This window comes from Citrobacter sp. TBCS-15, from assembly GCF_005280815.1.
Classification (GTDB): domain Bacteria; phylum Pseudomonadota; class Gammaproteobacteria; order Enterobacterales; family Enterobacteriaceae; genus Citrobacter; species Citrobacter werkmanii.
In genome coordinates this window covers 49701-75216 of record NZ_SZWK01000018.1, presented here as the reverse complement: position 1 = coordinate 75216, position 25516 = coordinate 49701, and the positions used below count along the sequence as shown (strand labels likewise).

The following is a 25516-nucleotide window of genomic DNA, read 5'->3' as shown; positions in this document are numbered from 1 at the left end:
TAAGATTCAGCACCTTAACGAATTAAGAAATTTTCGTGACGCTCATCACAAAACACCCCACCCCGAAAGGGTTATAGCCTTCCTTATAAGATGCATTTAAAATGCATCTTATATTATTGAGAATGAGGTAACGGCAATGTCTTATCGCGATCAACCTTTAGGTGAACTGGCGCTCTCTATTCCTCGCGCTTCGGCCCTGTTTCGTAAATACGATATGGATTACTGCTGCGGCGGTAAGCAAACGCTGGCACGCGCTGCCGCGCGTAAAGAGCTGGATTTAGACGTTATTGAGGCGCAGCTCGCGCAGCTGGCTGAACAGCCGCTGGAGAAAGACTGGCGTACCGTGGCGCTGGCTGAAATCATCGACCATATCATCGTGCGTTATCACGACAGACATCGCGAACAGCTGCCGGAACTGATCCTGCAGGCCACGAAAGTTGAACGCGTTCACGCAGACAAACCGAACGTACCGCGCGGTCTGGCGAAGAACCTGAGCATGCTGCATGAAGAGCTGTCCAGCCACATGATGAAGGAAGAGCAGATCCTGTTCCCGATGATTAAACAGGGCATGGGTAGCCAGGCGATGGGACCAATCAGCGTGATGGAAAGCGAGCATGACGATGCCGGTGAACTGGTCGAAGTGATCAAACACATCACCCACAACGTGACGCCGCCGCCAGAAGCCTGCACCACCTGGAAAGCCATGTATAACGGCAGACCCAGCGCGATGAACCACAGCGGCGTCACGATCAGCGCCTGGCGGGTATCTTCTTCCAGCGTCAGCAGTACCAGTACGAAAACAAAGAACGCCATACATACCCAGCACATCAGCTTACCGAGCGGCATCTTGTAGATTGATTTTTCATGCAGGTGCGGACGCTGCTTACGGTACACCAGGTACGAGCAAAGAATGATGGTCCAGACGAACATGAACAAAATCGCCGACACGGTGGTGATCATGGTGAACGCGCCAATCACGCTCGGATTCACATACAGCATCACCACGCCGCCCAACAGGCAGATGCAGGAGAAGGTTAAACCTTTCGCCGGAACCGCGCGTTTAGACAGCTTGGCAAACGCTTTAGGCGCCACGCCTTCCTGAGCCAGACCAAACAGCATGCGGCTGGTAGAGAACACGCCGCTGTTTGCAGAAGAGGCCGCAGAAGTTAGCACCACAAAGTTGATCAGGCTCGCCGCCGCGGGCAGACCGACCAGGACAAACAGTTCAACGAATGGGCTCTTGGATGGCACCACCGAGCTCCACGGCGTGACGGACATAATCACAATCAGCGCGAAAACGTAGAACATGATGATACGGATCGGGATCGAGTTAATGGCGCGCGGCAGAGATTTCTCCGGATCTTTGGTTTCCGCAGCGGTTGTCCCCACCAGTTCAATGCCCACAAACGCGAACACCGCAATCTGGAAGCCGGCAAAGAAGCCGCTCAGCCCTTTCGGGAACCAGCCACCGTCATTCCACAGATGCGTGAACGATGCCTGAACGCCGGTTGGCGACTGAAAGTGCGTCAGTACCATCACCAGGCCAACGACAATCAGACCGATAATGGCAACAATTTTGATCATCGCGAACCAGAACTCCATCTCACCGAACATTTTTACCGTGGCGAGGTTAAGGCTCAGCAGTAGCACGATCACCGCCAGCGAGGCGACCCAGTCTGAGAGTTCGGGGAACCAGAATTGCGCATACGCGGTAATGGCGACAACGTCTGCCATCCCGGTAACAACCCAACAGAACCAGTAAGTCCAACCGGTAAAATACCCGGCCCATGGCCCGAGCAGGTCGGAGGCAAAATCACTAAAGGATTTGTACTCCAGATTCGAGAGCAACAACTCTCCCATTGCGCGCATCACGAAAAACAGCATAAAACCGATGATCATATACACAAAGATGATCGACGGTCCGGCGAGACTAATGGTTTTACCGGAACCCATAAACAGGCCGGTACCGATAGCGCCGCCAATGGCAATAAGTTGAATATGACGGTTTGTGAGATTGCGCCGTAGCGACTGTTCAGACGAAGCCTCTTCTGCGGCTTCGACTTTTACCTGATCTACCATGTTTTTTCTTCCTGTACCTGTCTGTGTTGTTCAGGCTCTACGGCCTTTAATGTGTCTATGATACGACGATCCTGTTATCAGGACTCATCGATATTAGGTAAGAATTGGCGGGATGAATACTAAGATTTAGATATAATGTTAATTTAATGTTTAAAGTGAGTGTCATATCACTCTGATAGCGCGAATCAGCTCACAAAAATACACGCTGGTGAAGCATTTGCAATATAAAATATCGACAACAGCGTAACTATAGCTTTTCACGCTATTTCTTTGCTCCCCCCGGCCTCGGGGGGAACAGAAGTCACTGCTTACAGAATCTCAAGCAGTTCAACGTCGAATACCAGCGTGCTGAACGGAGGAATGGACGCGCCAGCGCCACGCTCGCCGTAAGCCAGTTCCTGAGGAATAGTCAGTTCCCATTTGGAACCCACCGGCATCAGAGTCAGCGCTTCAATCCAGCCTGGAATTACGCCGTTAACCGGGAATTCAGCCGGTTCGCCACGTGCGACAGAGCTGTCAAACACGGTACCGTCGATCAGTTTACCGGTATAGTGCACGCGAACACGGTCAGTGCGTGCCGGGATAGCACCTTCGCCTTGGGTCAGAACACGGAACTGCAAACCGGATTCAGTGCTGTTCACACCCTCTTTCTCACGGTTTTCTTCCAGATATTTAACGCCATCAGCGGCCATAGCCTGGAAACGCTCGCGACGAACTGCATCTGCACGTTCATGGATTTCACGCAGTGCGCGATGCACAACATCAACAGGCACTGCCGGATGCTTGCCTTCCAGCGCGTCAGCGATACCCGCTACCAGCGCTTCAGGCAACAGCCCTTCCAGTCCGGATTCGCTCAGCTGCTGTCCTACCTGCAAACCAATGCCGTAGCTTGCTTGCGCTTCGATAGTGTCAAAAGTCGGGGTAGCCATCATATTTCCTTTCATCGGATGTAAAGTAGCGGGCAGCATATCAGCCATGCCGCATCCGGTAAAACTTTGTCTCGGGAACTGATGACAAATCGCGAGGAAAAAGAAACAATGACTATTGTCCGCATGAATGTCACGAAAGCGGGTACCCGAACAAGTATCATAGAGTTAGCGATCTATACTCTATGACTGAGGAACGAGACGCGGAGCAGGAGGAAAGCCATGCCCGGGCGCTTTGAATTAAAACCAACCCTGGCGAAAATCTGGCATGCACCGGACAATTTTCGCATTATGGACCCGCTGCCGCCGATGCACCGCCGCGGCATTATTGCTGCTGCTATCGTGCTGGTGATCGGTTTCCTGCTCCCTTCCAGCGACACCAGCGATGCGCCAGTGGTCACGCGTACTGCCCAGTTGGATTTGCAGTCGCAGTCACAGCCGCCGACAGAGGCTCAGTTGCAGGCACAGCTGGTCGCCCCGCAAAACGATCCTGGCCAGGTCGCGCCGGTTGCGCCGGAACCCATCCAGGAAGGGGAACCAGACGCACAGCCGCAGGCCCAGCAATCTCAGACACAACCTCTTCAGCCGGATAGCGGGATTGACCAGCAGTGGCGTTCCTACCGCGTAGATTCGGGTAAAACGCTGGCCCAGGTATTCCGTGACCATAATCTCCCGCCAACCGATGTGTACGCCATGGCGCAGGTAGAAGGTGCCGGAAAACCGCTGAGCAATTTGAAAGACGGACAGATGGTGCAGATCAGGCAGAATGCCAGTGGCGTAGTGACAGGGTTAACCATCGATACGGGTAATGGCCAGCAGGTCCTGTTTACCCGCCAGCCTAACGGCAGTTTTATTCGCGCCCGATAGCCAGCACACCTGATAAGCGCAGTGCCATCAGGCAGCAAGGTGAAGCGTTAGCGTTTCACCTTGTTCACCCACCAGATCCCCGAACAGACCAGCACCAACGCTACTGCATATTTCCATTCGAGAATATTTTCGCCGAGGAAAATCGCCGACAGCACCGCCCCCGACACCGGGATCAGGAAGTTAAACGGCGCAATCATCCCCACGCGGTTGTGCTTGAGCAAGATACTCCACAAGGCAAATGCCACCGAAGAGAGCAACGTCAGGTAGCCCAGAATCGCCAACGAAGACGCGCCGTGTACGGTCAGCGTACCACCAAAAGCGTAACCGCCGATCACCAGCGCCAGACCGCCACCGCCCAGCTGATACCCCGTCATTACCGTCGGGTCCACCGTTTGAGAAATGCGTTTGCCGTATAACGTAGCGGCGGAGAGAATAAAGGCTGCCATCACTACCGAGCCGTCCCCTAACAGGCTGAAGCTAAAATCCAGCCCGCTGTTAAAGTTCACCACCATCACGCCGAGAAAGCCCAGGATACAACCCAGCGCCTTGTTGTAACTGAGTTTATCGTTCTGATAGATAAAATGCGCCAGCAGCACGCTGAAGAACGTGCCTGTCGCGTTCATGATGGACCCTTTCACCCCCGTGGTGAACGCCAGGCCAATATAAAAGAAAATATATTGCAGCGAAGTCTGCGTCAGCCCCAACAGCGTGAGCTGACCATATTGACGCGGGCTTAACCGGCCAATCGGTTTACGTTGCGCCATCGCCAGCAGGAGCAGCAATAATCCCGCAAACAGAAAGCGATAGCCGGCAAAGACAATTTTCGAGGGGATGTCATCCGTGGCAATCTGGAAGATTTCATATCCGCTTTTGATCGCCGGATAGGCGCTTCCCCACAGCAAGCAGCAGAACGCCGCGCTCAGATAGACAACATTTTTACGCGCAAACAGAGGTTGGTGCGTTGGTTCCATTCCATCACCACTTTGAAATAATGTTTTATTTTTGTAATTATCCCGAAAAGGACAAAGAATAGCCAGAGAGAAAAGCGGGGAACAGAAAAGCAAAACGCCGGCACAGGGCCGGCGCTTTTACGCGGTTATCAGAATAAAAACTTATTCTGCAACTACGTTTACAGTCAGCTTAGCAAACACTTCGCTGTGAACCTGGAAGCTCACTTCGTGCTCGCCAGTGGTACGCAGAACGCCGTTCGGCAGACGAACTTCGCTCTTAGCTACTTCAACGCCAGCTGCAGTTACAGCGTCAGCGATGTCGCGAGTACCGATGGAACCGAACAGTTTACCTTCGTCGCCTGCTTTAGACGCGATGGTTACGGTTTCCAGTGCGTTGATTTTCTCAGCACGAGCTTCAGCAGCGGACAGTACGTCAGCCAGTTTAGCTTCCAGCTCAGCGCGACGCGCTTCGAAAAATTCAACGTTTTTCTTGGTAGCAGGAACAGCTTTACCCTGTGGTACCAGGAAGTTACGAGCATAGCCCGCTTTAACGTTAACCTGATCACCCAGGCTACCCAGGTTTGCTACTTTATCAAGCAGAATAACTTGCATTACCTTATCCTCTCAAAGTCGTATTAATGGACCGTGACCGATTACTGATGACGATCAGTGTACGGCAGCAGGGACAGGTAGCGAGCGCGTTTGATAGCGCGAGCCAGCTGACGCTGGTATTTTGCACGGGTACCGGTGATACGGCTTGGGACAATCTTACCGCTTTCGGTGATGTAGTTTTTCAGCGTAGCGATATCTTTATAGTCGATCTCTTGAACGCCTTCCGCGGTGAAACGGCAGAACTTGCGACGACGGAAATAACGTGCCATATGGCTAGTCTCCAGAATCTATCAATTCAATCTGCTCGGCATGCAGAACCATTTTGCTCAGGCCGTTCTTTGCCTTATGGCAAGAGATGAACCCCTGAACGGTTACTGCGCTACCGACCGTTATACTGTGAGTAATGGCCTGGTTTTCGTGTCCGCTAACAATAACGGGCATTTGGCACCACGCCTGCCGGTGAAACCCGGCTTCCTCCTGCACAGAACGATGCTCAAGCACGAACTGGCAATGAGGAATTCCTGATGGACTGACCTTTCGAAGGGGGGCCCTGCACACGGTGCCGGACAACGCCAGACGGTTGGTCATCAGAAATTACTCTTCAGAATCCCCAGCTTCAGCATCATCTGCGGTTTCGTTTGCGAAATCATCGCGACGCTCACGGCGCTCGTCTTTCGCTTTAACCATCGGAGATGCTTCGGTAACAGCGTGTTTAGTACGCATAACCATGCTGCGGATAACGGCATCGTTGAAGCGGAAGGTAGTTTCCAGCTCATCGATCACTTCCTGCGGCGCTTCAACGTTCATCAGAACGTAGTGAGCTTTGTGCAGTTTGTTGATCGGGTAAGCCAGCTGACGGCGGCCCCAGTCTTCCAGACGGTGGATCGTGCCTTCTGCACCAGTGATGGCAGCAGTGTAGCGTTCGATCATACCCGGAACCTGTTCGCTCTGGTCAGGATGGACCATAAAAACGATTTCGTAATGACGCATCGAATTGCTCCTTACGGATTATTCAGCCTCCTGTCTGGGTCAGCCGAGGCCCATGGAGGCAAGGAACGTGTTAAAGGTCGGCTGAAAAATGACGCGTCATAATACTGGGGTCAGCCGGTAAACTCAAGGTGCTTGTACGATTATTTACCATGCCGCGATTAATACATATCCAGCAGCATCTTGACGCTGATGCAAATAGAGACAATGACAATCATCGGCCGGATAACTTTCTTCCCGCGCGTCAGTACCACCGTTGCGCCAAGGCGCGCGCCGAGGGACTGCCCGGCAAACATCACCAGTCCCAGCGACCAGATCATTTTGCCGCCGAAAATGAAGAACAAAATCGAGGCGATGTTCGACGCAAGGTTAATAAAATTCGAGTGAATTTGCGCCTTATCGATGCTGTATCCCCACAACAGGATATAGCAGAGCGTATAAAAGGAGCCAGCACCAGCGCCAAGAAATCCATCATAAAAGCCTATGCAGCCGCCGCAGATCAGGGAAAAGAAAAACAGGGATACCTGCTGCTTTCTCTTCGGTTCGCTGAGGTTGGGAGCAGAAATAAAGTAGATGGCGACGGCGATAATCAGTACCGGAAGCAGTTTTTTCAACACTTCCGGTTCAATGAACTGAATGAGCGTCGTGCCTAACGCTGAGCCGATAAAAGCAGACAGGAAGACGTACTTGTGCTCCTGCACATTGATATGTCCCCGGCGTAAAAAGTAAATACCGGAGGTCAGCGAACTGCCCAGCGCCTGAATTTTATTGGTTGCCAGCGCGTTCGCCGGGGGTAAACCAGAAATTAACAGTGCGCCAATAGAGAGAAACCCGCCGCCGCCCGACACCACGTTAATAAAGCCAGCCACCAGCGCGACCATAAACATAATCACGAAGTAGCTGAAATCCATGAATGAAGTACCCATAAGTTTTTGCCTTATTATCATAAAGTTATATTAATTATACGGCTCACTATAAACAGGGTATCCATCCGTTTAAATTGACTATTTGGTAAGAGCTTGTGCGCGAAAGACAGGTATTTTTTAACGCAGCGGTATCTATCAGTTACCTGTAAATAAAAGAAAAGGTGGGCATGCGGTAATTTTTTGAACAACTGCATCAGAAATGGTCGCTAACGCCTGCGCCGGTAGCGGTTAAAATTACATCAGAAGCTCATCACTCACAGGAGAGAGGCAACCAGAGACCGCAGTCGAGGAGGTACATATGCGAGCCCGTGTTTTGACCCTTCTGGCTGTGCTTTTGCTCAGTGCAAATGCAACGGCAGCCATCAAAATTGACAATCATCAGGCCAGGAATATGGATGATGTGCAGAGCTTAGGCGTTATTTACATAAATCATAACTTCGCCACTGAAAGTGAAGCCACTCAGGCCCTGAATGAAGAGACCGATGCGCAAGGCGCAACATACTACCACGTGATCCTCACCAGGGAGCCCGGTAGTAACGGAAATATGCACGCCAGTGCAGACATTTATCGCTAGCTACCCGCAAATAACCAACGAGAACATTGCCACAGTTTGACTTGCCCCCTTCACCGGGGGCTTTTTTTTGCGCATCAGGTAAATGAGAATTATTTTTCTTTGTATCTTATCCTGGTCATCATTTACTGATTAAATAAAGCATTACCGAACTGATTCTCTGGAGCGAAACCATGTTTGCACGCTATGCGACGCTGAATCGCATACCAAAAGGCGTTTGGGTGCTGGGCGGCGTGAGTCTGCTCATGGATGTCTCCTCCGAAATGATCCATAGCCTGCTGCCGTTGTTTATGGCAACCACGCTGGGAGCCAGCGTCATTATCATTGGCCTGATTGAAGGATTAGCTGAAGCCACTGCGCTGATCATTAAGGTTTTTTCCGGCGTCCTCAGTGATTATCTGGGAAAGCGCAAAGGTCTGGCGATGCTCGGTTATGGTTTGGGGGCACTGAGTAAGCCCCTGTTCGCGATGGCTGGCTCATCAGGCATGGTACTCAGCGCTCGCATGATTGATCGTGTGGGTAAAGGTATTCGCGGCGCTCCCAGGGATGCGTTAGTCGCGGATGTCACCCCGTCCGAGATCCGCGGTGCCGCCTATGGCCTGCGCCAGTCTTTGGATACCGTTGGCGCATTTCTGGGCCCCCTGCTCGCCGTCGGGCTAATGCTGCTATGGAACAACGATTTTCACACTATCTTCTGGGTTGCCGTCATCCCTGGAGTGCTCTCTATTGCCCTACTATGGTTTGGCCTGAGTGAACCGAAAACCCCCGTCACTGATAAACGCACCAACCCGTTACGACGGGAAAACCTGCAAAAGCTGAGCGCAGCCTACTGGTGGGTCGTGGGACTGGGCGCGCTCTTCACGCTCGCCCGCTTTAGCGAAGCGTTTCTCGTGTTGCGCGCATATCAAATGGATATTCCGCTGTTTGCCATTCCGCTGGTGATGGTCGCCATGAATCTGGTCTACAGTCTGTCGGCTTATCCTTTTGGTAAAATGTCTGACAGCATGAACCACACCCGCATGTTACAGGCGGGCCTGCTGGTCCTGATCGCGGCGGATATCACTCTGGCGCTGAGTCACCACTGGAGCACGTTACTGATAGGCGTGGGACTGTGGGGGATTCATATGGGCATGACGCAAGGGTTGCTGGCTGCCATGATTGCGCATACCGCGCCAGCAGAGCTACGCGGTACAGCCTTCGGTATGTTTAATCTGATCAGTGGCATCGCCCTACTGTTAGCCAGTACCGGCGCGGGCATTCTGTGGGAAACGATGGGCGCAGCCTCGACGTTTTACGCTGGTGCTGTCATTTGTGCGATAGTTTTAGCAGGAATGCGATTTACACCAGCGGCTTACCAGCAACGCTGAAGATTGCCCCGAACAGATCGGTGACGCACATCCGTAGATGCACGTTGTCCGGGGCAAAGACGTTACTTCTGCCCGTAGTAGGCGTTTGGGCCGTGCTTACGCATGAAGTGTTTATTCATCAGATAACTGTCGATGGGGCTAAGAGCCGGATTAATGCCACGCGCAATCCATGCCATTTTCGCGACCTCTTCCATCACCACAGCGTTGTGTACCGCGTCGTGAGCATCTTTACCCCAGACAAACGGGCCATGCTGATACACCACTACGCCGGGCGTATGGAGAGGCTCCACGTTCCCCAGCGTTTCGATAATCACCTTGCCGGTATTCAGCTCATACTCGCCCTGAACCTCTGCTTCAGTTAATGCCCTCGTGCAGGGGATATCACCAAAGAAGTAATCCGCATGCGTCGTGCCGAGTGCCGGAATTGCCCGCCCTGCCTGCGCCCACGCCGTCGCGTGGGTTGAGTGGGTGTGCACCACGCCGCCGAGAGAGGAATAGCGATGATACAGCGCCAGATGAGTGGCGGTGTCGGAAGAAGGACGATAGCGTCCTTCCACCACATTGCCATCCAAATCCACGATCACCATGTCGTCAACCTGCATCGTTTGATAGTCGACGCCGCTGGGCTTAATCACCACCAGCCCCCGTTCGCGGTCGATGGCGCTGACGTTACCCCAGGTAAACGTCACCAGCCCATAACGCGGCAGATCCATGTTGGCTTCAAAAACCTGCTGTTTAAGTTTTTGCATTACACCGCCTCCACCAGACCTGCGCTGGCCATCCGCGCTTTCACCCAATCGCGCGCCTTCGCCACCTCATGCGCCGGATCGTCCGTCGTTTCACTCCACATCTCAATCAGGTATGGCCCGCAATACCCACTCTGTTTGAGCGTCGTAAAACAACGTTCAAAATCGACAACGCCTTCACCAAACGGCACATTTTTGAACACGCCGGGTTTGGTGTCCTTCACGTGGACAGCCACGATATGGCCTATTCCAGCCTGTAGCTCCATCTGTACGTCGTTATCCCACGCTGACAAATTGCCAATATCGGGATACAGCTGGAACCACGGATTATTGAGATAGTGGGCATAACCCAGCGCCTTACTGATCGAATTCATCAACGGATAATCCATGATTTCCATCGCCAGCGTCACCTGCGCGCGACTCGCCATCTCAACGCTCTCTTTTAGCCCCTCGCGAAATCGACGACGCGTTTCGTTATTGGCCTGCTGGTAATAGACGTCATAACCCGCCAGTTGAATCACGCGAATACCAATATCCTGCGCAAACTGAATGGCTTTCCGCATGATCGCCAGTCCCTGATCGCGCACCGCATCATCTTCGCTCCCTAGCGGGAAACGGCGGTGAGCGCTCAGGCACATAGAAGGGACGCGTACTCCCGTTTCGGCGATGGCGGTCACCAGCGCCAGACGCTGCTCGCGGCTCCAGTCAAGGCGCGCAAGGCGGGCGTCGGTTTCATCAACCGACATTTCGACAAAGTCAAAACCTAACTCTTTCGCCAGCCGCAAGCGATCCAGCCAGCACTCCCCTCCGGGGAGCGCTTTTTCATAAATACCGAGCGGGACCTGTTTCGACAACATAGTCGCTCCTTAGCCCCACAACTGGGCGATGGAACGTTTGAACTGACGCGCTGCCTCAACCGGAGAAGCGGCATCACGAATACTGCGACCAGCTATAAACACGTGAATCGGGATCCCCTGGAACAGCGGCAGATCCTCCAGCGCCAGGCCGCCGGTTACGGTGACTTTAAAGCCCATATCAGACAGGCGTTTGATGGCACTGATATCCGCCTCTCCCCACGCCACACCTGCGGCCTGCGCATCACGACTGCGATGATAGACAACCTGCCCGATACCCGCATCACGCCACTCCTGAGCCTGTTCCCAGGTCCAGTAACCGGTCAGTTCAATCTGTACGTCGCCGTTAAATTCTTTCGCCACCTCGAGCGCACCTTTGGTGGTATTGATATCCGCACAGCAGATGACAGTGACCCAATCAGCGTTAGCTTCGAAACACATGCGGGAGAGGATTTTACCCGCATCGGCGATTTTGGCGTCCGCCAGCACAATTTTATGTGGGTAAAGCGCCTTCAGGTCACGTACGGCACGTACGCCCTCGGCAACACAAAGAATGGTGCCCACCTCAATAATATCGACCTCTTCGGCGATCAGACGCGTCGTTTCATACGCAGAAGACATTGATTGGTTATCCAGCGCAACCTGCAACATAGGTAATGGCATTTCGGTATCCTTTTAAACAGCCGCCGCAGTGGCGTTATCAATTAAATCCAGCACTTCCTGCGCGGTGCGGCAGGCACGTAAACGGTCGAAATTGGCTTCATCGTCAAACAGATTCACGATCTGCATGATGCCAACTTCCTGATGCGTGTTGGCGTCGACCGCCGCCATCGTGATCAGAATGTCCACCGGGTCGTTATCTTCGTGGTTAAACACCAGCGGGGTTTTCAGCGTCACCAGCGCAAAGCCGGTCTTCTTCACACCTTCTTCCGGGCGACCGTGCGGCATCGCCAGTCCTGGGGCAATCACAAAGTACGGACCGAACTGTTCTACCCCATCAAGAATGGCCTGGTAGTAGCGCGGTTCAACCACGTCTGCCTTAACCAGCAAATCGACGCCCAGCTTTACCGCTTCCTGCCAGGTACTGGCTTCGGCTTGCAAAAGGATGGAATTATTATCTGCCAGCGAATCACGTAATTTCATATGCCGTGTCCTTACTTCACGTCCTGAGGGAAATGCGCTTTGATCACTTCCAGCAGTTTTGGGCCAAAATCGGCGGGCGACAGCATGTTGCGTACGCCAACAACATATTTATTGCCGGTTACGGTAATTTCACCGGCAATATGGGTAGAGGCGATGATGATATCCGCGCCGTTCAGTTCACTTTTGTACTCACCCACTGCGCAGCTGTTCACGGTATGGTCAATATTTGACTGGGTTAAAAACTGGTCCACTTTCATCTTCATGATCATGGAACTGCCCTGCCCATTGCCACACACAGCCAGAATACGTACGGTCATAATCGGAACTCCTTATTAAGCAGAGTGTTCTGCCAGTTGTTTTTCTGCGTCTTCCTCAGCGCGCAACGTGCGTCCTGCGAAAAACATATAAGCCAGTGCAATCAGAATAATGACGGCCATAAACACGATGCCGATGGAGGCAAAGCCCTGCATCATCGGCGGCGCCAGAATTGACCAGTCCGCCATCCCCATCCAGGCGCTCATACCGGTGAGCTTTACCGCCCAGACGCAGCCAAAGATTTCAATCATCCCCATCACCAGACAAATCTTGAGCGCCGCGCGCCAGCCGCCAAAGTGATTAGCAAACACGCCGATAGTGGCATTAGAGAAAAACATCGGGATAAAGCCGGGGATTATCAGGATGGAAGAGCCGCAGCCCACGAGGATGCCGACTGCAATCAGTTGGCCGATGGTGCCCCACATGAAGCCCCACACCACCGCGTTGGGAGCAAAGCTGTATATCGCCGCACAGTCAATCGCCAATACCGCACCGGGAATCAGACGCTGCGAGATACCGTTGAACGCTTCTGAAAGTTCGGCGACGAACATACGTACGCCCTGGGTGATGATGAAGATCGCGACGGCAAACGAAAAACCGGTCTGCAGGATGTACACCGTCCAGTGCGTTTTCCCTGCCATCGCCTGAACCACATCAATGCCGAAAGAGAGCAGGATCGCCCCGAAGAAAATGGTCATGACAATCGCGGTCGAAACGATGTTGTCATGGAAGATATTCAGCCAGCCAGGCAGTTTGAGATCTTCTACGCTCTCCTCTTTTTTACCCAGATAAGGCGCGACCTTGTAGGCAATCCATGAAGCGAACTGCTGCTGGTGGCCGATGGAAAAACCGCAGCCGTCGGTCACTTCCTGCGTCGGCTTGTACATCATATTGGAGGTAATCCCCCAGTAGAGCGACACCAGCACCGCCGTGCAAATAATGGTTGTCCACATGGAATAGCCGAAGATATAGAAAGAGACCGCAATCAAGCCCGCCTGCTGGAACATGATGTGCCCGGTGAGCATGATGGTGCGAATGCCGGTAATACGCCGTAGCAGTACGTAACAAATGTTCAGCGCCAGCGCCAACAATACGGCATACCCTACCCAACTGTAGGCATCCCCCATTCGTTCGATGGTTGCCATCATGGAGGCATAGGTATCGGAAATCGCACCATTGATACCGTAAACCTCGGACATCTTCGCCACTACCGGTTTAAACGTGCTGGTCAGAATGCCCGATCCCGCCTGCAGCAGCATAAAACCGATAATCGTTTTGATCGTGCCTTTGATAATAACGCTGACGCTTTTGCGCAACAGGATGTAGCCGAGGCAGGTCACAATACCCAACAGCAACGGCGCGTTGGTCATGACCTGATTAAAAAAGACGGTAAAGATGTTGTAGAGGATCTCCATAACGATCTCCAGTAGACGAAGTTGCTGAACATTCATTACAGATGCTCAGGATGTTGTGCCTCCACTCTAATTTTCAAAAGTAATCACAACAAGATTGAATTTGATTAAATGTGATGGAGTACGCAAATAAATCTCTTACCCGAGACAGGGTTTTATTGAGCATTCATAGAGCAAAAAATAAAACTCATAAAAACAATAAAATACAGAAATAGATTCCTGCAAAGCATCCCGTTACGTTGTGAGTTATAGACGCTTTACGACGGAATCAGAAAAATCCACGCATTGCCTTCTTGATAAATTGATGTCAGTATCAATCAAAACAAATCATAATTTGATTCAACTTGAACCAACATGAAGGTAAATGCGATGAGTAAAGTAAAAAGCATCACGCGCGAATCATGGATTCTGAGCACATTCCCGGAGTGGGGAAGCTGGCTGAATGAAGAGATCGAACAGGAACAGGTCGCACCTGGCACCTTTGCTATGTGGTGGCTTGGCTGTACCGGAATTTGGCTAAAGTCGGAAGGCGGGACTAACGTCTGCGTCGATTTCTGGTGCGGAACAGGTAAACAAAGTCACGGTAATCCGCTGATGAAAACCGGTCACCAGATGCAACGCATGGCGGGCGTGAAGAAACTGCAGCCAAACCTGCGTACCACGCCGTTTGTGCTTGATCCGTTTGCCATTCGTCAGATCGATGCGGTGCTGGCTACGCACGATCATAACGATCACATCGACGTAAATGTCGCGGCTGCGGTCATGCAGAACTGCGCGGACGACGTGCCGTTTATTGGACCACAAACCTGTGTGGATCTGTGGGTCGGCTGGGGTGTGCCGAAAGATCGCTGCATCGTGGTAAAACCCGGCGATGTGGTTAAAGTGAAAGATATTGAAATTCACGCGCTTGATGCGTTTGATCGTACCGCGTTGATTACTCTTCCCGCCGATCAGAAAGCGGCGGGCGTGCTGCCGGACGGTATGGACGCGCGCGCCGTTAACTATCTGTTCAAAACACCGGGCGGCACGCTGTATCACAGCGGCGACTCACACTACTCCAACTATTATGCAAAACACGGCAATGAGCATCAGATCGACGTCGCGCTCGGATCCTATGGCGAAAACCCGCGTGGCATTACCGACAAGATGACCAGCTCCGACATGCTGCGTATGGCCGAAGCGTTGAATACAAAAGTCGTCATCCCCTTCCATCATGACATCTGGTCAAATTTCCAGGCCGATCCTCAGGAGATTCGCGTGCTGTGGGAGATGAAAAAAGATCGGCTGAAGTATGGCTTTAAGCCATTCATCTGGCAGGTAGGTGGCAAATTCACCTGGCCGCTGGATAAAGATAACTTTGAATATCACTATCCACGCGGCTTTGATGACTGTTTCACAATTGAACCGGATCTACCGTTTAAATCCTTCTTGTGATTCACACCAAATGCCGGGCATAACCCGGCATTTTTTCCCCATTTACTTTAGTATTTCCAGGCTATTTCAAATATCATCTTTTCAAATCAATTTGTATCGGAATAGCTCATGACTGAAGCACAAAGACATCAAATATTGCTGGATATGCTGGCGCAGTTGGGCTTTGTTACCGTTGAGAACGTAATTGAGCGCCTGGGAATTTCCCCCGCCACAGCCCGCCGGGATATCAACAAACTCGACGAAAGCGGCAAACTCAAGAAAGTTCGTAACGGCGCAGAAGCCATCACTCAGCAGCGCCCGCGCTGGACGCCAATGAATCTGCACCAGGCACAGAACCACGATGAAAAAGTTCGTATTGCCAAGGCCGCATCCCAACTGGTGAATGCGGGTGAAAGCGTGGTGATCAACTGCGGCTCGACCGCCTTCCTGCTCGGACGTGAAATGTGCGGCAAGCCAGTGCAGATCATCACTAATTATCTGCCGCTGGCGAACTATTTGATCGACCAGGAGCATGAGAGCGTGATCATCATGGGAGGGCAATACAACAAAAGCCAATCCATCACGCTTAGCCCGCAAGGTAGTGAAAATAGCCTGTATGCCGGGCACTGGATGTTCACCAGCGGCAAAGGGTTGACCGCAGATGGACTGTATAAAACCGATATGCTGACCGCGATGGCGGAGCAGAAGATGCTTAACGTGGTGGGCAAACTGGTGGTGTTGGTCGATAGCAGTAAGGTCGGTGAACGCGCCGGGATGCTGTTCAGCCGCGCCGATCAAATCGATATGCTGATTACCGGCAAAAATGCGAACCCTGAGATCCTGCAACAGCTCGAAGCTCAGGGCGTGAGCATTATGCGCGTTTAAAGGTGCTGGCGGAAAAACGTCACCGTCGCAGCCAGCGCTTCTGGCGTAATGCGGTGGCGTACGCCTGCTTCCCACAGGCAGGTCAAATTATTGTCCAGACCGGCCTGAATCAGCGCCTGCTGTAAGCGGAAGGTTTCAACGGCCGGTACCACATCATCTTCCTGCCCGTGCCATAGCAGCAACGGCCTGTCGGCCAGGCGTGGCAACTGGTGCGTCACTTCCCATTCGGCCAGCGGCGCGATGAGGGCATCAAACTCAGCCTGCTGTTCTGGCGTCTGGACCAATAAAGGCGGAAAAAGCGTCTGCGCAAGCCGGGTAAAGTAGCCCGAACCCATCAGGCTGGCTACACATTTAACCTCGGGATAGCGGGCCATAATGCCCAGGGCCGTCATTCCCCCCATTGACGCCCCGCCTACGGCAAGCCGTTCATCTGACAACCAATTTTCTGCCACCAGCGCCGCACGTAACGTCGAAAACTCCTGCATGTTTTGCTGCAATATGTGCCAAAAGCGGTATATCCGCCCCTGTGCGTCACCCTTGAAGCGGGCACCATGGTCTGGCGCATCTGGCATCACTACCCGGAATCCGGCCTGAACCAGAGCAACGGCAAAATAGCTGTAGACCAGGCTGGAAGATGTAAATCCGTGATAAAAAATAATACAGGGGAGTGAACAGTCGCGTTTGCCAGCCGGAACGGCGTACAGAACAGGGATACCCGCCAACTGTCGTGTTTCAATTTCGATCATTTGTCGCCTCTTTCTTTCTGGTATGCCATGCAGCAATACTTAACGCAAGCGAATGTGTTCGACAATGATTCATAATGTTGAGAACTGGGTTACGCTTTCGCAACATTTTCATTCGAAAATCGCGTGAGAGATAACAATTCGGGAACATTCCCCTAAAGGGAAATTAATAAGGCACTACACTATGGCTATCAGGAAACGAGATAGAGTTATGCGTCGGTTTGCCTCTTTGTTGCTGGTTTTATTTTTAAGCGCCTGTAGCGTGCTACAGGGAACGCCGCAACCCGCACCGCCCGTTGCCGACCACCCGCAGGAGATTCGCCGTAACCAGAGTAATGGGTTACAGCGAATAGGGACGGTCAGCGCGCTGGTAAGAGGCTCACCGGATGATGCGCTGGCTGAAATCCGCGACAAAGCCGTCGCGGCAAAAGCTGATTATTATGTGGTCTTATTAGTCGATGAGACCATTGTGACAGGCCAATGGTATTCACAAGCGATTTTGTATCGTAAATAACATTGGCTTGAAATTTAGTCAGCTTTACATTGCTTTGCGCCCCTATGCGTTTACCTGTGCACAATAAACCAACAGCAGGAAGCTTGAGGTTTATTATCGCGATGGAATGCCCTGCCGTGTGTAGGGGTACGAATAATGGAGCTGACGATGAAACAATCACTAGCCTTATCCTCACTGCTGCTTTCTACCGGACTGGTAGGTACTACGGCGCAGTCTGCCGAGTTCGCCAGTGCTGACTGTGTTACCGGCCTGAACGAAATAGGGCTGATATCCGTCAGTAACATTGCAGGAAATCCGCAGGATGTAGAACGCGTCGTTGCGTTAAAAGCGGATGAACAAGGCGCCTCATGGTATCGGATCATTCAAATGTATGAAGATCAGCACCCCGATAACTGGCGCGTCCAGGCCATACTCTATGCGTAACAGATTGCCGGATGGGGTAAACTTATCCGGCCTGTTTTAACCCAGGCATTATGATAAGACGCGCCAGCGTCGCCATCAGGCATATTATTACCGTAATCCTCCCGTTGCCCGTAGCAGCAGATCATTCTGTACCTGTTCAGACAATCGTCGTCCACCACGCGTATCCAACATCATCTGACACCAGGCCTGCGCCACTGGCGGAGAGGCATAGCGCAACATTTGCGCCCCGCAACCGAGCAGGAAAAGCTGCTGCGTAATCTCCCGGCCCAATTCTTCACTGGGTTTACGCAGGTGTTGCTGCAATTGACGAACCATCCGATCGTAATGACGATCCTGCCCTTTGACCTCTGCAAAGGCTTCGCTGAGCATATCGTAGATACCGGGTTGTTTTGTCAGCACCCGCAATACATCAAGGCACATAATGTTGCCGGAGCCTTCCCAAATACTGTTTACCGGCATCTCACGGTACAGACGTGGCAGCTCACTCTCCTCGCAGTAGCCAATCCCACCCAATACTTCCATCGCCTCAGCGACAAACGGCATCCCACTTTTGCAGACAGAATATTTCGCCGCTGGCGTGAACAACCGAGCCCACAGCGCTTCTTTGGCCTCAGCGCGGCGGTCCCAGGCCCTCGCCAGTCGAAACAGTAACGCGGTCTGACCTTCCAGCTGTAGCGCCATTCGGCTTAAGACCTGACGCATCATCGGCTGTTCAATCAATGGCTTGCCAAATACCTGTCGTTGGTGCGCATGATAAATCGCCACGGAAAAGGCACGTCGCATCATGCTATGGCTGCCGAGCGCACAATCAAAACGCGTCATCCCGCCCATTTTCAGGATATGGCGTATACCTTCCCCTTCATCACCCAGCAGCCAGCCAATCGCATCGTGGAATTCAACCTCGCAGCTGGCGTTGGAGCGGTTGCCTAACTTATCTTTAAGCCGTTCAAGACGGATGGCATTACGCCGCCCATCGGGTAAAAATCGCGGTACAAAAAAGCAGGATAATCCTCCCTTTGCCTGCGCCAGCACCAAATGAGCATCACTTTGCGGCACGGAGAAAAACCACTTATGTCCCACCAACCGATACGAGCCGTCTGCGAGGCGTTCCGCCTGAGTAGTATTGCTCAGCACATCTGAGCCACCCTGTTTCTCGGTCATTCCCATGCCAATCAGCAGCCCACGCTTTTGCCCACCCGGCAGTAAATGCGAGTCATAGCGGTCGCTTAGCAGCGGCGTAAACCAGTCGTGAAATTGTGAAGGTAGCATCTGCAGTAACAGCGGCGTGGCGGCAAAGGTCATGGTCACCGGACACAAAGTGCCTGCTTCCACCTGCGCATGCAGCATGAAACGCGCCGCACGGGCAACAAATGTTCCCTGCCGCGCTTCGTCTTCCCAGGCAAGGTTATGTACACGGTTAGCGCACAGTCCCTGCATCAGCAAATGCCAGGCAGGATGGAAACGCACATCGTCCAGTCGCTGCCCCTGCGGGTCGTAACGCAAAAGTTCGGGTGGAAAAGCATTGGCCAGACGGCCCAGTTCAAGCGATTCCGCGGTGCCTAGCTGCTGGCCAATACTCGCCAACAGATCGCTGTCCCAGCCCGCGCCTTCGCGGATAACCGCTTCACACAGGGCGCCGTCGGACAGATATAAGTTACTGTTATTGAGCGGTACAGGTTGGTTAAAAACGGTATGCGTTTGCCAGTGCATTGTGTCTCCCTCCTTCAACGGCTGCGCCATTAAGTATGGTCGCTGCTGCGTGCATGACGGCGGAGAGAGATCACAAAAGTGCGGTTAGCCCGCAATATAGTGAGGAATAAAACGAGAAGTATCTTTAGTGATCAAGGTATTATCCTCGCGGATCCCCATACCACAGGCTTCATCATCCACGATCCAACTGCCGATCAGCGTGTAGCTGTCGCCAAAGCGCGGTAACGGCTGAAATGCCTGATAGATCATCGGTTCTTCGGCGTAGTCACCCTCAGCATGCTCCACAATCTGCTGCTGACCATCAAAAATGGTGACGTTTCCCCCCTCGCGGGAAAATATCGGTTTGCGTACATAGCTTTCCCCAGCCGCAACTTGTGGCGTTTCACCGTCAAACCAAGCGGGCAGCAGGTTGGGATGGTTAGGAAAAAATCGCCACAGCAAAGGCATCAACCCTTTATTGCTGAGTACGCTCTTCCACAACGGCTCAACCCACTGTTCGCGGCGATGGCGCAGCAAGGGGCCATTCTCATCTCGCATCATCCACTCCAGGGGATAGAGCTTAAAGGCGCGACGAATGACGTTATCGTCAAGGTCAGTGAGAACGCCACCAACGCCAAGCCCCAGATCCTCCACGTAAATAAACCGTGATTCTTGCCCGGCCTGCTGCGCACAATCCTGCAAATACAACACCGTGGTACGATCTTCATCGGTATCTTCGCAGCAGCAGAAATAGAAGGGATCCGGACTATAAAGCTCAGCAAAACGGGAGATCAGCCGCTCCTGAATGGCGTTGTACTGGTCGGCGTCGCGTGGTATCACCCCGCTGCGACGCGCATCTTCCAGCCATAACCACTGGAAATAGGCTGACTCATAGAGCGACGTTGGCGTATCCGCGTTGTACTCCAGCAGCTTGACCGGGGCGTTATTTCCGCACCAGACAAAATCCATGCGGCCATACAGGGAGGGATCGCGATGGCGCCAGCTTTCGGCAATAACGTCCCAGTACAGCGGCGGGATCGCCAGTTGTTGCATAATCAGTTCGTCGTTAACTGCCCGTTCGACGACATCCAGACACATCTGGTGCAGTTCCGCAGTAGGTTTTTCGATCTGCTCTTCCACTTGCCGGAGCGTGAAGCGGTATGCCCGACTCTCATCCCAGTAAATTTCGTTATCGATAATATGAAAATCGAAGCCGTGATCGTAGGCGATCTTGTCCAGATCCGGGCGAACAGGGACATCATGTCGCAGCATCGTTAACCTCCCCAGTGCCCACGCGCGCTGGACGAACGCCCGTAGCCGCCGCGTGAAACCGTCGAGACTTTCTTCGTCGTATAGCTATGGCTGGTTGCGGTATCATTTTTTCCACTACCGGAACGCCAGCTGTAATCCCCGGAAGTCGTACGCCAGACCGGGCGCGAAACATAGGAAGAACCACCGGTTGTGTAAACATACTGTTCATCCCTGTCTTTGCGGATCGCCCGACTGAGTAAAAACCCGCTCATCGCCGGCACCCAGCTCTGTAAAGCGTTATCATACGAGCAGTTATCGAACTGCCTTTGGCAGTTCTCCAGATTCATCTGCTGGGGAAGTTGTGCGTTAAACGCGTTTTTTGCGTTGCTCCAGGCATCAATGCAGACGCTGAATTCGTTATTGTCCGCTATACAGTCCTGAATTGTGGAGTAAAAAACGCCATCACCGTCGTTATCATTATCACCGCTGTCGCTGCATCCTTTGATGATAAAAAATGCCGCTCCGCCCATAATGGCCAGCGTCAGATATTTTCCGCTGTAGCGACTGCGTTTTTTTGCAAAAGGATCGACCGGGCGTCCGATTCGCGTGATGGCGGAATGCCCTGGCGTCCTGTTTTTGTTTCCGGATTTACTTTTTCTTGCCATGATCGTCCATTACCATGTCATGCAGGCGGCGTTAAAAATGCCCCCCGCCAGGGCAGCAGTTCCCATAAATAATCCCGCTGCAGTATTATGATTAATAATTTTTTCACTCAGTGTCGGCATGTATAAGCGCACACCGCCGTAAATGACGAGTTGTATCACCAGCGCGATGCCGCCCCAGGCGAAATAATCCGGGACGCTGACGGCGTTAATTGCCGCGCTGGATAATGGAATAACGTAGCCCAGCAACGTGCCGCTAAAGGCCAGTGATGCTGCCGTATTATTATTTTTAATCAGTTGCCATTCGTTGTGCGGGGTGATTTTTGAGTAGATAAACAGAAAAACGATCACCATGGCCGCGCCAATAAAAAAATAGGCGCAAAAAGCCAGTAATGAATCCAGTATGTGCATTGTGTAACCTTCTCTGAAATTAACCAATTACATTAAGTGATGTTAATGGAATATCTACACCCAGCGCCCGTGAGAATACCCACTCTGGCTCTCCCTGCTCATTGAACGACTCTTCACCGTTTAACAACAGGTATTCCCAGGTATCATCTGTAACCTGCCGCTGGTAGCCCATGGTAAAATTATGAACATCCCATGTGGCATGCTGATGATTTTCCACTTTTTCCAGCATATAAACCGGCTCAATGTTCCCCGGCTCTTCATCGTTAAAGAAGCGCTGCCAGCATACTTCCTGCCAGTTAAGCGTTGGCGTACCTATCGCGGATGGACTAATGGCAGACTGCCAGTGTTTTTTCTGCGAAATCCCATAACTTTCTGCATAAACAAAAAATTTGATATCATCGATATCATCAATATCTGAGCCGCCTGTGGTATTGATTTGCAGGAACTCCTCTCCAGAGGTGTAATAGCGGAAAATCTGGCTTCCGCCCCCCAAATCAATATGGCTAACCGCGGCGACGGTGTACTCCTCACCGGGTAATTCGATCAGCAACGACTCTTCCAGCAGGCGAAACGCCAGCGTATTGAGCGTAAACCCTGCATTCAGATGTAACCCCAACGGCCCGCGTACTGGCGCATCGGCAGCTGCTTTACCAAATAAACGCTGGAAAAAACTTGTCATCATTTTCCCTCTATCTCTAGCCATGCAATTTCTTTCGCCAGAATGCGGCTATTACCTATCAGATGCAGCCACATACCTCCTTTTACCTCTGTCGAAATGACCGGATTTAATTCCATCCCCCGACCATTTTTACAGCTGCTAATCCCCAAAACCGTGGCATCGTGACGAAGCTTCATATAGCGCATGAGGTCGCCATAACGAATTGAAACCACCTCTTCAGGTATTGGCACGGCAAACCCCGTATCACCCAGCATGGGATTCATGATGGATGCGACCGACTGCGAAGACCCTGGGTCCTGAATGGAGCGAGAAAGTTGCTCAGCGGAGAGATTGCGCACAATTTCAATGCGCGGACAATGAACTTCCAGCAATCCTGCGTAACGCTCATCTTCCATATAAGCAACAACATGGCATTGTTCAGGAATGGAATCTACCAGTGAAAGCGCGATGGTAAACGTGAGTTCATCTGTACGAGCAAATATGATCACACTCTGGCAATTGCATAACCCCATGCGAGCATGCTCTTGCGGGTCATTAAAATTACGGATACGAATGAAATCAACCCAGTTATTTCCTGATAAAGGATGCTGAATATCATCTGATTCACACAGGAGCACCCGCTCAAAAACGCGCCGGGTGTCATACAGCAGCAGCGATATCATTTTTTCCGTCTGGTGGCCCCGCCAGCCGACCACCAGCATATGGTTACGCAAATGCCGATAATCTCCCATCCCCATCATTTCTTTCGCTAACATCCCTTGCACCAGGCCAATAACCTTTCCCATTAATGCGCCAAATAAACCAACGCTGACAGGAATTTGCCAGATCGCCGTAAAAATCCGGCCTGCGGCGGTTTGCGGACTCATGTCACCAAAACCCAACGTAGAGCCGACGACTGAGCAGTAATAAATAAAATCGCTCAGACGACCAACCAGCACCGCCTCACCAAGTAATCTCAGCACCAGGTAACAAAACAGATACTGCCCTGCGAACAACCCTAGTAATGCAGGCCAGGTCAGTCTTGAAAGGTGCCGTTGGCACGTTTTGATGACCCAAGTGAACAGCATTACTCGCCTTGCTGCCGTTGCAGTCTCGCCAGCACATCCTGAGCAGAACTTTTATTGCTTACCCCGATGCCGACCTCAGCCAGTTTCTCGTCGAGGTCACGTCCATCTGCGACTTTCTCCAACTGCTCAGCCGCATCCAGGCGAGCCTGACGCTCTGCCTGCCGCGTTTGTAAACGCTTGAGCGACTCTGCGGCTGTAGACACGCTGGAAGACGCGCCGACGGTCGAGGTAGTCACTGCCTGCTGGGCGCGCTGCATCGCTTCCGTCGCCTTTACCACCTCAAGCTGCTGTTCAAACTGTGCAATCCGTTGTGCGGTTGCACTCACCGCTTTTTCAACGCCATCCCGCGACACTTCAAGGTTAGCGAGTACTTGCTCTTCTGCAGCAATGACATTCTCCAGGCGGGCAATTTCCTCTGCAACTTCGTTGATCAGTGACGGGTTAGCGTTTTTACTCAGCGCTTCCAGCACTCGCGTTTCCAGACTGGATTTACGCTCGCGCAGATCGCTCAACTTGTCATGGCTCAGCTTCACGCGCGCCAGCAGGTCTACTCGTGATTTTCCAGCTTTATCCAGCTCACCTTTCGCATCACGGATATGCTGTTCCAGCATGCGGACCCCCTGCGCTTCTTCAATTGACTCTTCCGCCTGAGAAAGTACGGACTTGCCGAGGGTAAACAGGCTTTTTAAAATTCCCATAAATAGCGTTCCTTGTTATTCGTGAGTGTATTCTTCTGTAATTTCAGCCAGATCCAGCGCGTTATCCGCAAGCGTCGTCATCTCGAGCAGCACATCATTCAACGATGAATTAAGCGAAAGAGCCCCAAATGCGACGTAATATTCATCCTGCTGAACGCGGGAGATCCCTACGGAAGAGAGTGGAAGGAGTTTCTGATTACGTAATAAGAAAATATTAAATTTATCCTGCTGATGAATACTACTAACAGGACAAATAACTGTTTCAATAATAATCTGGCGAGAAGTAAACACAATATTGAGAGGTAAATCGCCATAATCATTCATTTTAACGATCAATGATTGCTCATCATATTCAATATCTATATTTAATTCAGGGCTAGTTTGTAGTGCTTCAGCAAGTAACTGCGGTGTCCATGCCATATATTATCCATATATAATTTAATTAGTAATAAATAAAATGAATATCATTTTCTAGCCTTTATCATACTCGTTTAAAATAAAAAAAAGCCACCCGAATCCGAGTGGCTTTGTCTGAAAAATAAGTTTAGCCGCGCTGGCGGACTGCTTCAAACAGGCAGATGCCGGTCGCGACTGAAACGTTTAGCGACGAAACGCTCCCTGCCATCGGGATACTGATCAGTTCGTCACAATGCTCACGAGTCAGACGACGCATACCTTCGCCTTCAGCCCCCATGACCAGCGCCATACGTCCGGTCATTTTGCTCTGATAGAGAGTATGGTCGGCTTCACCAGCGGTGCCCACAATCCAGATATTCTCTTCCTGCAGCATACGCATCGTGCGCGCCAGGTTAGTTACGCGGATCAGCGGTACGCTTTCTGCTGCGCCACAGGCCACTTTTTTCGCCGTCGCATTCAACTGTGCGGAGCGATCTTTCGGTACGATAACCGCATGTACACCAGCAGCATCCGCGCTACGCAGGCATGCGCCCAGGTTATGCGGATCGGTGACACCATCAAGGATCAAAAAGAACGGCTGATCGAGCGCGGCAATCAGATCCGGCAGATCGTTCTCCTGATACTGACGACCCGGCTTCACGCGCGCAATAATCCCCTGATGTACCGCACCCTCGCTTTTCTCATCCAGGAACTGGCGGTTAGCCAGCTGAATGACAACACCCTGCGCTTCCAGGGCATGGATCAACGGCAGCAGGCGTTTATCTTCACGGCCTTTGAGAATAAAGACGTCCTGGAAGCGCTCAGGCGCACGTTCCAGCAGAGCCTGCACCGCGTGGATGCCGTAAATCATTTCACTCATGAATGTACTCGTTAATAGTTTGTGCGTAACGCCGGGCAACATGACAGTTG

The 25516-nt window shown here is 52.0% G+C and carries 30 protein-coding genes and 2 pseudogenes; 8 read left to right on the top strand and 24 right to left on the bottom strand.

Features of this window, described 5'->3' with window-relative positions:
* Positions 1-136: 136 nt before the first annotated feature.
* A pseudogene (gene ytfE, locus FDW96_RS00510) lies at positions 137-715 on the top strand (iron-sulfur cluster repair protein YtfE); the annotation flags it as partial.
* Here the strand turns inward: ytfE and cycA are convergent.
* Positions 715-2079 (bottom strand): annotated as a pseudogene (cycA, locus tag FDW96_RS00505) (D-serine/D-alanine/glycine transporter); the annotation flags it as partial. The pseudogenes ytfE and cycA sit on opposite strands and share 1 nt — an antisense overlap.
* Positions 2080-2387: 308 nt before the next feature.
* The gene (gene fklB, locus FDW96_RS00500) at positions 2388-3008 is read right to left on the bottom strand and encodes an FKBP-type peptidyl-prolyl cis-trans isomerase (protein WP_038642968.1); all 621 of its coding nucleotides are present in this window, start codon (positions 3006-3008) and stop codon (positions 2388-2390) included.
* A 219-nt stretch (positions 3009-3227) separates the two neighbouring features.
* Here fklB and FDW96_RS00495 point away from each other — a divergent pair, with 219 nt between their 5' ends.
* The gene (locus FDW96_RS00495; protein WP_079225627.1) at positions 3228-3872 is read left to right on the top strand and encodes an OapA family protein; all 645 of its coding nucleotides are present in this window, start codon (positions 3228-3230) and stop codon (positions 3870-3872) included.
* A 47-nt stretch (positions 3873-3919) separates the two neighbouring features.
* Here the strand turns inward: FDW96_RS00495 and FDW96_RS00490 are convergent, their stop codons facing one another.
* The 6 genes from FDW96_RS00490 to FDW96_RS00465 all read right to left on the bottom strand — a co-directional run bounded on the left by FDW96_RS00490 (position 3920) and on the right by FDW96_RS00465 (position 7347).
* The gene (locus FDW96_RS00490; protein ID WP_042312780.1) at positions 3920-4843 is read right to left on the bottom strand and encodes a DMT family transporter; all 924 of its coding nucleotides are present in this window, start codon (positions 4841-4843) and stop codon (positions 3920-3922) included.
* 141 nt (positions 4844-4984) lie between these two features.
* Positions 4985-5434: a 50S ribosomal protein L9 gene (rplI, locus tag FDW96_RS00485; RefSeq protein WP_003025676.1), complete on the bottom strand. Its 450-nt coding sequence runs from the start codon at positions 5432-5434 to the stop codon at positions 4985-4987.
* 41 nt (positions 5435-5475) lie between these two features.
* Complete coding sequence (gene rpsR / locus FDW96_RS00480; protein ID WP_000135199.1) at positions 5476-5703, bottom strand: 30S ribosomal protein S18; 228 nt, start codon at positions 5701-5703, stop codon at positions 5476-5478.
* Positions 5704-5707: 4 nt separating this feature from the next.
* Positions 5708-6022, bottom strand: a complete 315-nt coding sequence (gene priB / locus FDW96_RS00475) for a primosomal replication protein N (protein ID WP_006686338.1) — start codon at positions 6020-6022, stop codon at positions 5708-5710.
* Positions 6023-6028: 6 nt separating this feature from the next.
* Positions 6029-6424, bottom strand: a complete 396-nt coding sequence (gene rpsF, locus FDW96_RS00470; protein ID WP_003025672.1) for a 30S ribosomal protein S6 — start codon at positions 6422-6424, stop codon at positions 6029-6031.
* A 158-nt stretch (positions 6425-6582) separates the two neighbouring features.
* Positions 6583-7347: a TSUP family transporter gene (locus tag FDW96_RS00465; protein WP_137365039.1), complete on the bottom strand. Its 765-nt coding sequence runs from the start codon at positions 7345-7347 to the stop codon at positions 6583-6585.
* Positions 7348-7645: 298 nt separating this feature from the next.
* Between FDW96_RS00465 and yjfY the strand changes: the two genes are divergently transcribed.
* Both yjfY and FDW96_RS00455 read left to right on the top strand, forming a co-directional pair.
* Complete coding sequence (yjfY, locus tag FDW96_RS00460; RefSeq protein WP_003025668.1) at positions 7646-7921, top strand: DUF1471 family protein YjfY; 276 nt, start codon at positions 7646-7648, stop codon at positions 7919-7921.
* A gap of 170 nt (positions 7922-8091) precedes the next feature.
* Positions 8092-9285, top strand: coding sequence for an MFS transporter (locus FDW96_RS00455; protein ID WP_137365038.1), 1194 nt, complete (start codon positions 8092-8094; stop codon positions 9283-9285).
* Between the two features lie 62 nt (positions 9286-9347).
* On the opposite strand, the gene FDW96_RS00450 is transcribed toward FDW96_RS00455, so the two are convergent.
* From FDW96_RS00450 to ulaA, 6 genes are read right to left on the bottom strand one after another with little or no spacing between them, the layout of a single operon-like run.
* Positions 9348-10034, bottom strand: coding sequence for an L-ribulose-5-phosphate 4-epimerase (locus tag FDW96_RS00450; protein ID WP_137365037.1), 687 nt, complete (start codon positions 10032-10034; stop codon positions 9348-9350).
* Positions 10034-10888 carry an L-ribulose-5-phosphate 3-epimerase gene (locus FDW96_RS00445; RefSeq protein WP_137365036.1) on the bottom strand — a complete coding sequence of 285 codons (855 nt, stop codon included), beginning with the start codon at positions 10886-10888 and terminating at the stop codon, positions 10034-10036. Before FDW96_RS00445 ends, FDW96_RS00450 begins: the two co-directional genes overlap by 1 nt.
* A 9-nt stretch (positions 10889-10897) precedes the next feature.
* On the bottom strand, positions 10898-11548 hold the full coding sequence (gene ulaD, locus FDW96_RS00440; RefSeq protein WP_042312790.1) for a 3-keto-L-gulonate-6-phosphate decarboxylase UlaD: 651 nt from the start codon (positions 11546-11548) through the stop codon (positions 10898-10900).
* A 12-nt stretch (positions 11549-11560) separates the two neighbouring features.
* Positions 11561-12028, bottom strand: coding sequence for a PTS ascorbate transporter subunit IIA (gene ulaC, locus FDW96_RS00435; protein WP_006686330.1), 468 nt, complete (start codon positions 12026-12028; stop codon positions 11561-11563).
* An 11-nt stretch (positions 12029-12039) separates the two neighbouring features.
* Positions 12040-12345, bottom strand: a complete 306-nt coding sequence (gene ulaB / locus FDW96_RS00430; protein ID WP_001577590.1) for a PTS ascorbate transporter subunit IIB — start codon at positions 12343-12345, stop codon at positions 12040-12042.
* A 15-nt stretch (positions 12346-12360) separates the two neighbouring features.
* Entirely contained in the window at positions 12361-13758 is a 1398-nt protein-coding gene (gene ulaA, locus FDW96_RS00425) for a PTS ascorbate transporter subunit IIC (protein ID WP_040232971.1), read from the bottom strand.
* A gap of 366 nt (positions 13759-14124) precedes the next feature.
* Between ulaA and ulaG the strand changes: the two genes are divergently transcribed.
* Positions 14125-15189 (top strand): L-ascorbate 6-phosphate lactonase, encoded by a 1065-nt coding sequence (ulaG, locus tag FDW96_RS00420; protein WP_038636551.1) that lies wholly within the window; start codon positions 14125-14127, stop codon positions 15187-15189.
* Positions 15190-15297: 108 nt separating this feature from the next.
* Positions 15298-16053: an HTH-type transcriptional regulator UlaR gene (gene ulaR, locus FDW96_RS00415; RefSeq protein WP_042312798.1), complete on the top strand. Its 756-nt coding sequence runs from the start codon at positions 15298-15300 to the stop codon at positions 16051-16053.
* On the opposite strand, the gene yjfP is transcribed toward ulaR, so the two are convergent.
* The gene (gene yjfP / locus FDW96_RS00410) at positions 16050-16799 is read right to left on the bottom strand and encodes an esterase (RefSeq protein ID WP_137365035.1); all 750 of its coding nucleotides are present in this window, start codon (positions 16797-16799) and stop codon (positions 16050-16052) included. The genes ulaR and yjfP overlap by 4 nt on opposite strands.
* 181 nt (positions 16800-16980) lie before the next feature.
* On the opposite strand from yjfP, the gene bsmA reads away from it, so the two are divergent.
* Together bsmA and yjfN are read left to right on the top strand one after the other, a co-directional pair.
* Positions 16981-17310 carry a biofilm peroxide resistance protein BsmA gene (gene bsmA / locus FDW96_RS00405; RefSeq protein ID WP_038636544.1) on the top strand — a complete coding sequence of 110 codons (330 nt, stop codon included), beginning with the start codon at positions 16981-16983 and terminating at the stop codon, positions 17308-17310.
* 147 nt (positions 17311-17457) lie between these two features.
* Positions 17458-17733 (top strand): DUF1471 family protease activator YjfN, encoded by a 276-nt coding sequence (gene yjfN, locus FDW96_RS00400; protein WP_077223936.1) that lies wholly within the window; start codon positions 17458-17460, stop codon positions 17731-17733.
* Positions 17734-17820: 87 nt separating this feature from the next.
* On the opposite strand, the gene FDW96_RS00395 is transcribed toward yjfN, so the two are convergent.
* The 9 genes from FDW96_RS00395 to rlmB form a co-directional block, all read right to left on the bottom strand.
* Positions 17821-19443, bottom strand: a complete 1623-nt coding sequence (locus tag FDW96_RS00395) for an isovaleryl-CoA dehydrogenase (protein WP_061382731.1) — start codon at positions 19441-19443, stop codon at positions 17821-17823.
* Positions 19444-19527: 84 nt separating this feature from the next.
* Positions 19528-20694: a glutathionylspermidine synthase family protein gene (locus tag FDW96_RS00390; RefSeq protein ID WP_137365034.1), complete on the bottom strand. Its 1167-nt coding sequence runs from the start codon at positions 20692-20694 to the stop codon at positions 19528-19530.
* A gap of 2 nt (positions 20695-20696) precedes the next feature.
* Positions 20697-21338 (bottom strand): DUF1190 domain-containing protein, encoded by a 642-nt coding sequence (locus FDW96_RS00385; RefSeq protein ID WP_137365033.1) that lies wholly within the window; start codon positions 21336-21338, stop codon positions 20697-20699.
* Positions 21339-21347: 9 nt separating this feature from the next.
* The gene (locus tag FDW96_RS00380) at positions 21348-21746 is read right to left on the bottom strand and encodes a DUF350 domain-containing protein (protein WP_137365032.1); all 399 of its coding nucleotides are present in this window, start codon (positions 21744-21746) and stop codon (positions 21348-21350) included.
* Between the two features lie 19 nt (positions 21747-21765).
* Entirely contained in the window at positions 21766-22449 is a 684-nt protein-coding gene (locus tag FDW96_RS00375) for a YjfK family protein (protein ID WP_137365031.1), read from the bottom strand.
* Positions 22425-23492 (bottom strand): potassium channel family protein, encoded by a 1068-nt coding sequence (locus tag FDW96_RS00370; protein ID WP_137365030.1) that lies wholly within the window; start codon positions 23490-23492, stop codon positions 22425-22427. Before FDW96_RS00370 ends, FDW96_RS00375 begins: the two co-directional genes overlap by 25 nt.
* Positions 23492-24190 carry a PspA/IM30 family protein gene (locus FDW96_RS00365; protein ID WP_137365029.1) on the bottom strand — a complete coding sequence of 233 codons (699 nt, stop codon included), beginning with the start codon at positions 24188-24190 and terminating at the stop codon, positions 23492-23494. The genes FDW96_RS00370 and FDW96_RS00365 overlap by 1 nt, the downstream gene beginning before the upstream one ends.
* 15 nt (positions 24191-24205) lie before the next feature.
* Complete coding sequence (locus FDW96_RS00360; RefSeq protein WP_137365028.1) at positions 24206-24610, bottom strand: YjfI family protein; 405 nt, start codon at positions 24608-24610, stop codon at positions 24206-24208.
* A gap of 124 nt (positions 24611-24734) precedes the next feature.
* Positions 24735-25466, bottom strand: a complete 732-nt coding sequence (gene rlmB, locus FDW96_RS00355; RefSeq protein ID WP_038636534.1) for a 23S rRNA (guanosine(2251)-2'-O)-methyltransferase RlmB — start codon at positions 25464-25466, stop codon at positions 24735-24737.
* Between the last annotated feature and the right edge of the window lie 50 nt (positions 25467-25516).

Coding starts and splice junctions, on each gene's coding strand:
- fklB (WP_038642968.1), bottom strand. CDS start 3,008: ATGGCTACCCCGACTTTTGACACTATCGAAGCGCAAGCAAGCTACGGC.
- FDW96_RS00495 (WP_079225627.1), top strand. CDS start 3,228: ATGCCCGGGCGCTTTGAATTAAAACCAACCCTGGCGAAAATCTGGCAT.
- FDW96_RS00490 (WP_042312780.1), bottom strand. CDS start 4,843: ATGGAACCAACGCACCAACCTCTGTTTGCGCGTAAAAATGTTGTCTAT.
- rplI (WP_003025676.1), bottom strand. CDS start 5,434: ATGCAAGTTATTCTGCTTGATAAAGTAGCAAACCTGGGTAGCCTGGGT.
- rpsR (WP_000135199.1), bottom strand. CDS start 5,703: ATGGCACGTTATTTCCGTCGTCGCAAGTTCTGCCGTTTCACCGCGGAA.
- priB (WP_006686338.1), bottom strand. CDS start 6,022: ATGACCAACCGTCTGGCGTTGTCCGGCACCGTGTGCAGGGCCCCCCTT.
- rpsF (WP_003025672.1), bottom strand. CDS start 6,424: ATGCGTCATTACGAAATCGTTTTTATGGTCCATCCTGACCAGAGCGAA.
- FDW96_RS00465 (WP_137365039.1), bottom strand. CDS start 7,347: ATGGGTACTTCATTCATGGATTTCAGCTACTTCGTGATTATGTTTATG.
- yjfY (WP_003025668.1), top strand. CDS start 7,646: ATGCGAGCCCGTGTTTTGACCCTTCTGGCTGTGCTTTTGCTCAGTGCA.
- FDW96_RS00455 (WP_137365038.1), top strand. CDS start 8,092: ATGTTTGCACGCTATGCGACGCTGAATCGCATACCAAAAGGCGTTTGG.
- FDW96_RS00450 (WP_137365037.1), bottom strand. CDS start 10,034: ATGCAAAAACTTAAACAGCAGGTTTTTGAAGCCAACATGGATCTGCCG.
- FDW96_RS00445 (WP_137365036.1), bottom strand. CDS start 10,888: ATGTTGTCGAAACAGGTCCCGCTCGGTATTTATGAAAAAGCGCTCCCC.
- ulaD (WP_042312790.1), bottom strand. CDS start 11,548: ATGCCATTACCTATGTTGCAGGTTGCGCTGGATAACCAATCAATGTCT.
- ulaC (WP_006686330.1), bottom strand. CDS start 12,028: ATGAAATTACGTGATTCGCTGGCAGATAATAATTCCATCCTTTTGCAA.
- ulaB (WP_001577590.1), bottom strand. CDS start 12,345: ATGACCGTACGTATTCTGGCTGTGTGTGGCAATGGGCAGGGCAGTTCC.
- ulaA (WP_040232971.1), bottom strand. CDS start 13,758: ATGGAGATCCTCTACAACATCTTTACCGTCTTTTTTAATCAGGTCATG.
- ulaG (WP_038636551.1), top strand. CDS start 14,125: ATGAGTAAAGTAAAAAGCATCACGCGCGAATCATGGATTCTGAGCACA.
- ulaR (WP_042312798.1), top strand. CDS start 15,298: ATGACTGAAGCACAAAGACATCAAATATTGCTGGATATGCTGGCGCAG.
- yjfP (WP_137365035.1), bottom strand. CDS start 16,799: ATGATCGAAATTGAAACACGACAGTTGGCGGGTATCCCTGTTCTGTAC.
- bsmA (WP_038636544.1), top strand. CDS start 16,981: ATGGCTATCAGGAAACGAGATAGAGTTATGCGTCGGTTTGCCTCTTTG.
- yjfN (WP_077223936.1), top strand. CDS start 17,458: ATGAAACAATCACTAGCCTTATCCTCACTGCTGCTTTCTACCGGACTG.
- FDW96_RS00395 (WP_061382731.1), bottom strand. CDS start 19,443: ATGCACTGGCAAACGCATACCGTTTTTAACCAACCTGTACCGCTCAAT.
- FDW96_RS00390 (WP_137365034.1), bottom strand. CDS start 20,694: ATGCTGCGACATGATGTCCCTGTTCGCCCGGATCTGGACAAGATCGCC.
- FDW96_RS00385 (WP_137365033.1), bottom strand. CDS start 21,338: ATGGCAAGAAAAAGTAAATCCGGAAACAAAAACAGGACGCCAGGGCAT.
- FDW96_RS00380 (WP_137365032.1), bottom strand. CDS start 21,746: ATGCACATACTGGATTCATTACTGGCTTTTTGCGCCTATTTTTTTATT.
- FDW96_RS00375 (WP_137365031.1), bottom strand. CDS start 22,449: ATGGCTAGAGATAGAGGGAAAATGATGACAAGTTTTTTCCAGCGTTTA.
- FDW96_RS00370 (WP_137365030.1), bottom strand. CDS start 23,492: ATGCTGTTCACTTGGGTCATCAAAACGTGCCAACGGCACCTTTCAAGA.
- FDW96_RS00365 (WP_137365029.1), bottom strand. CDS start 24,190: ATGGGAATTTTAAAAAGCCTGTTTACCCTCGGCAAGTCCGTACTTTCT.
- FDW96_RS00360 (WP_137365028.1), bottom strand. CDS start 24,610: ATGGCATGGACACCGCAGTTACTTGCTGAAGCACTACAAACTAGCCCT.
- rlmB (WP_038636534.1), bottom strand. CDS start 25,466: ATGAGTGAAATGATTTACGGCATCCACGCGGTGCAGGCTCTGCTGGAA.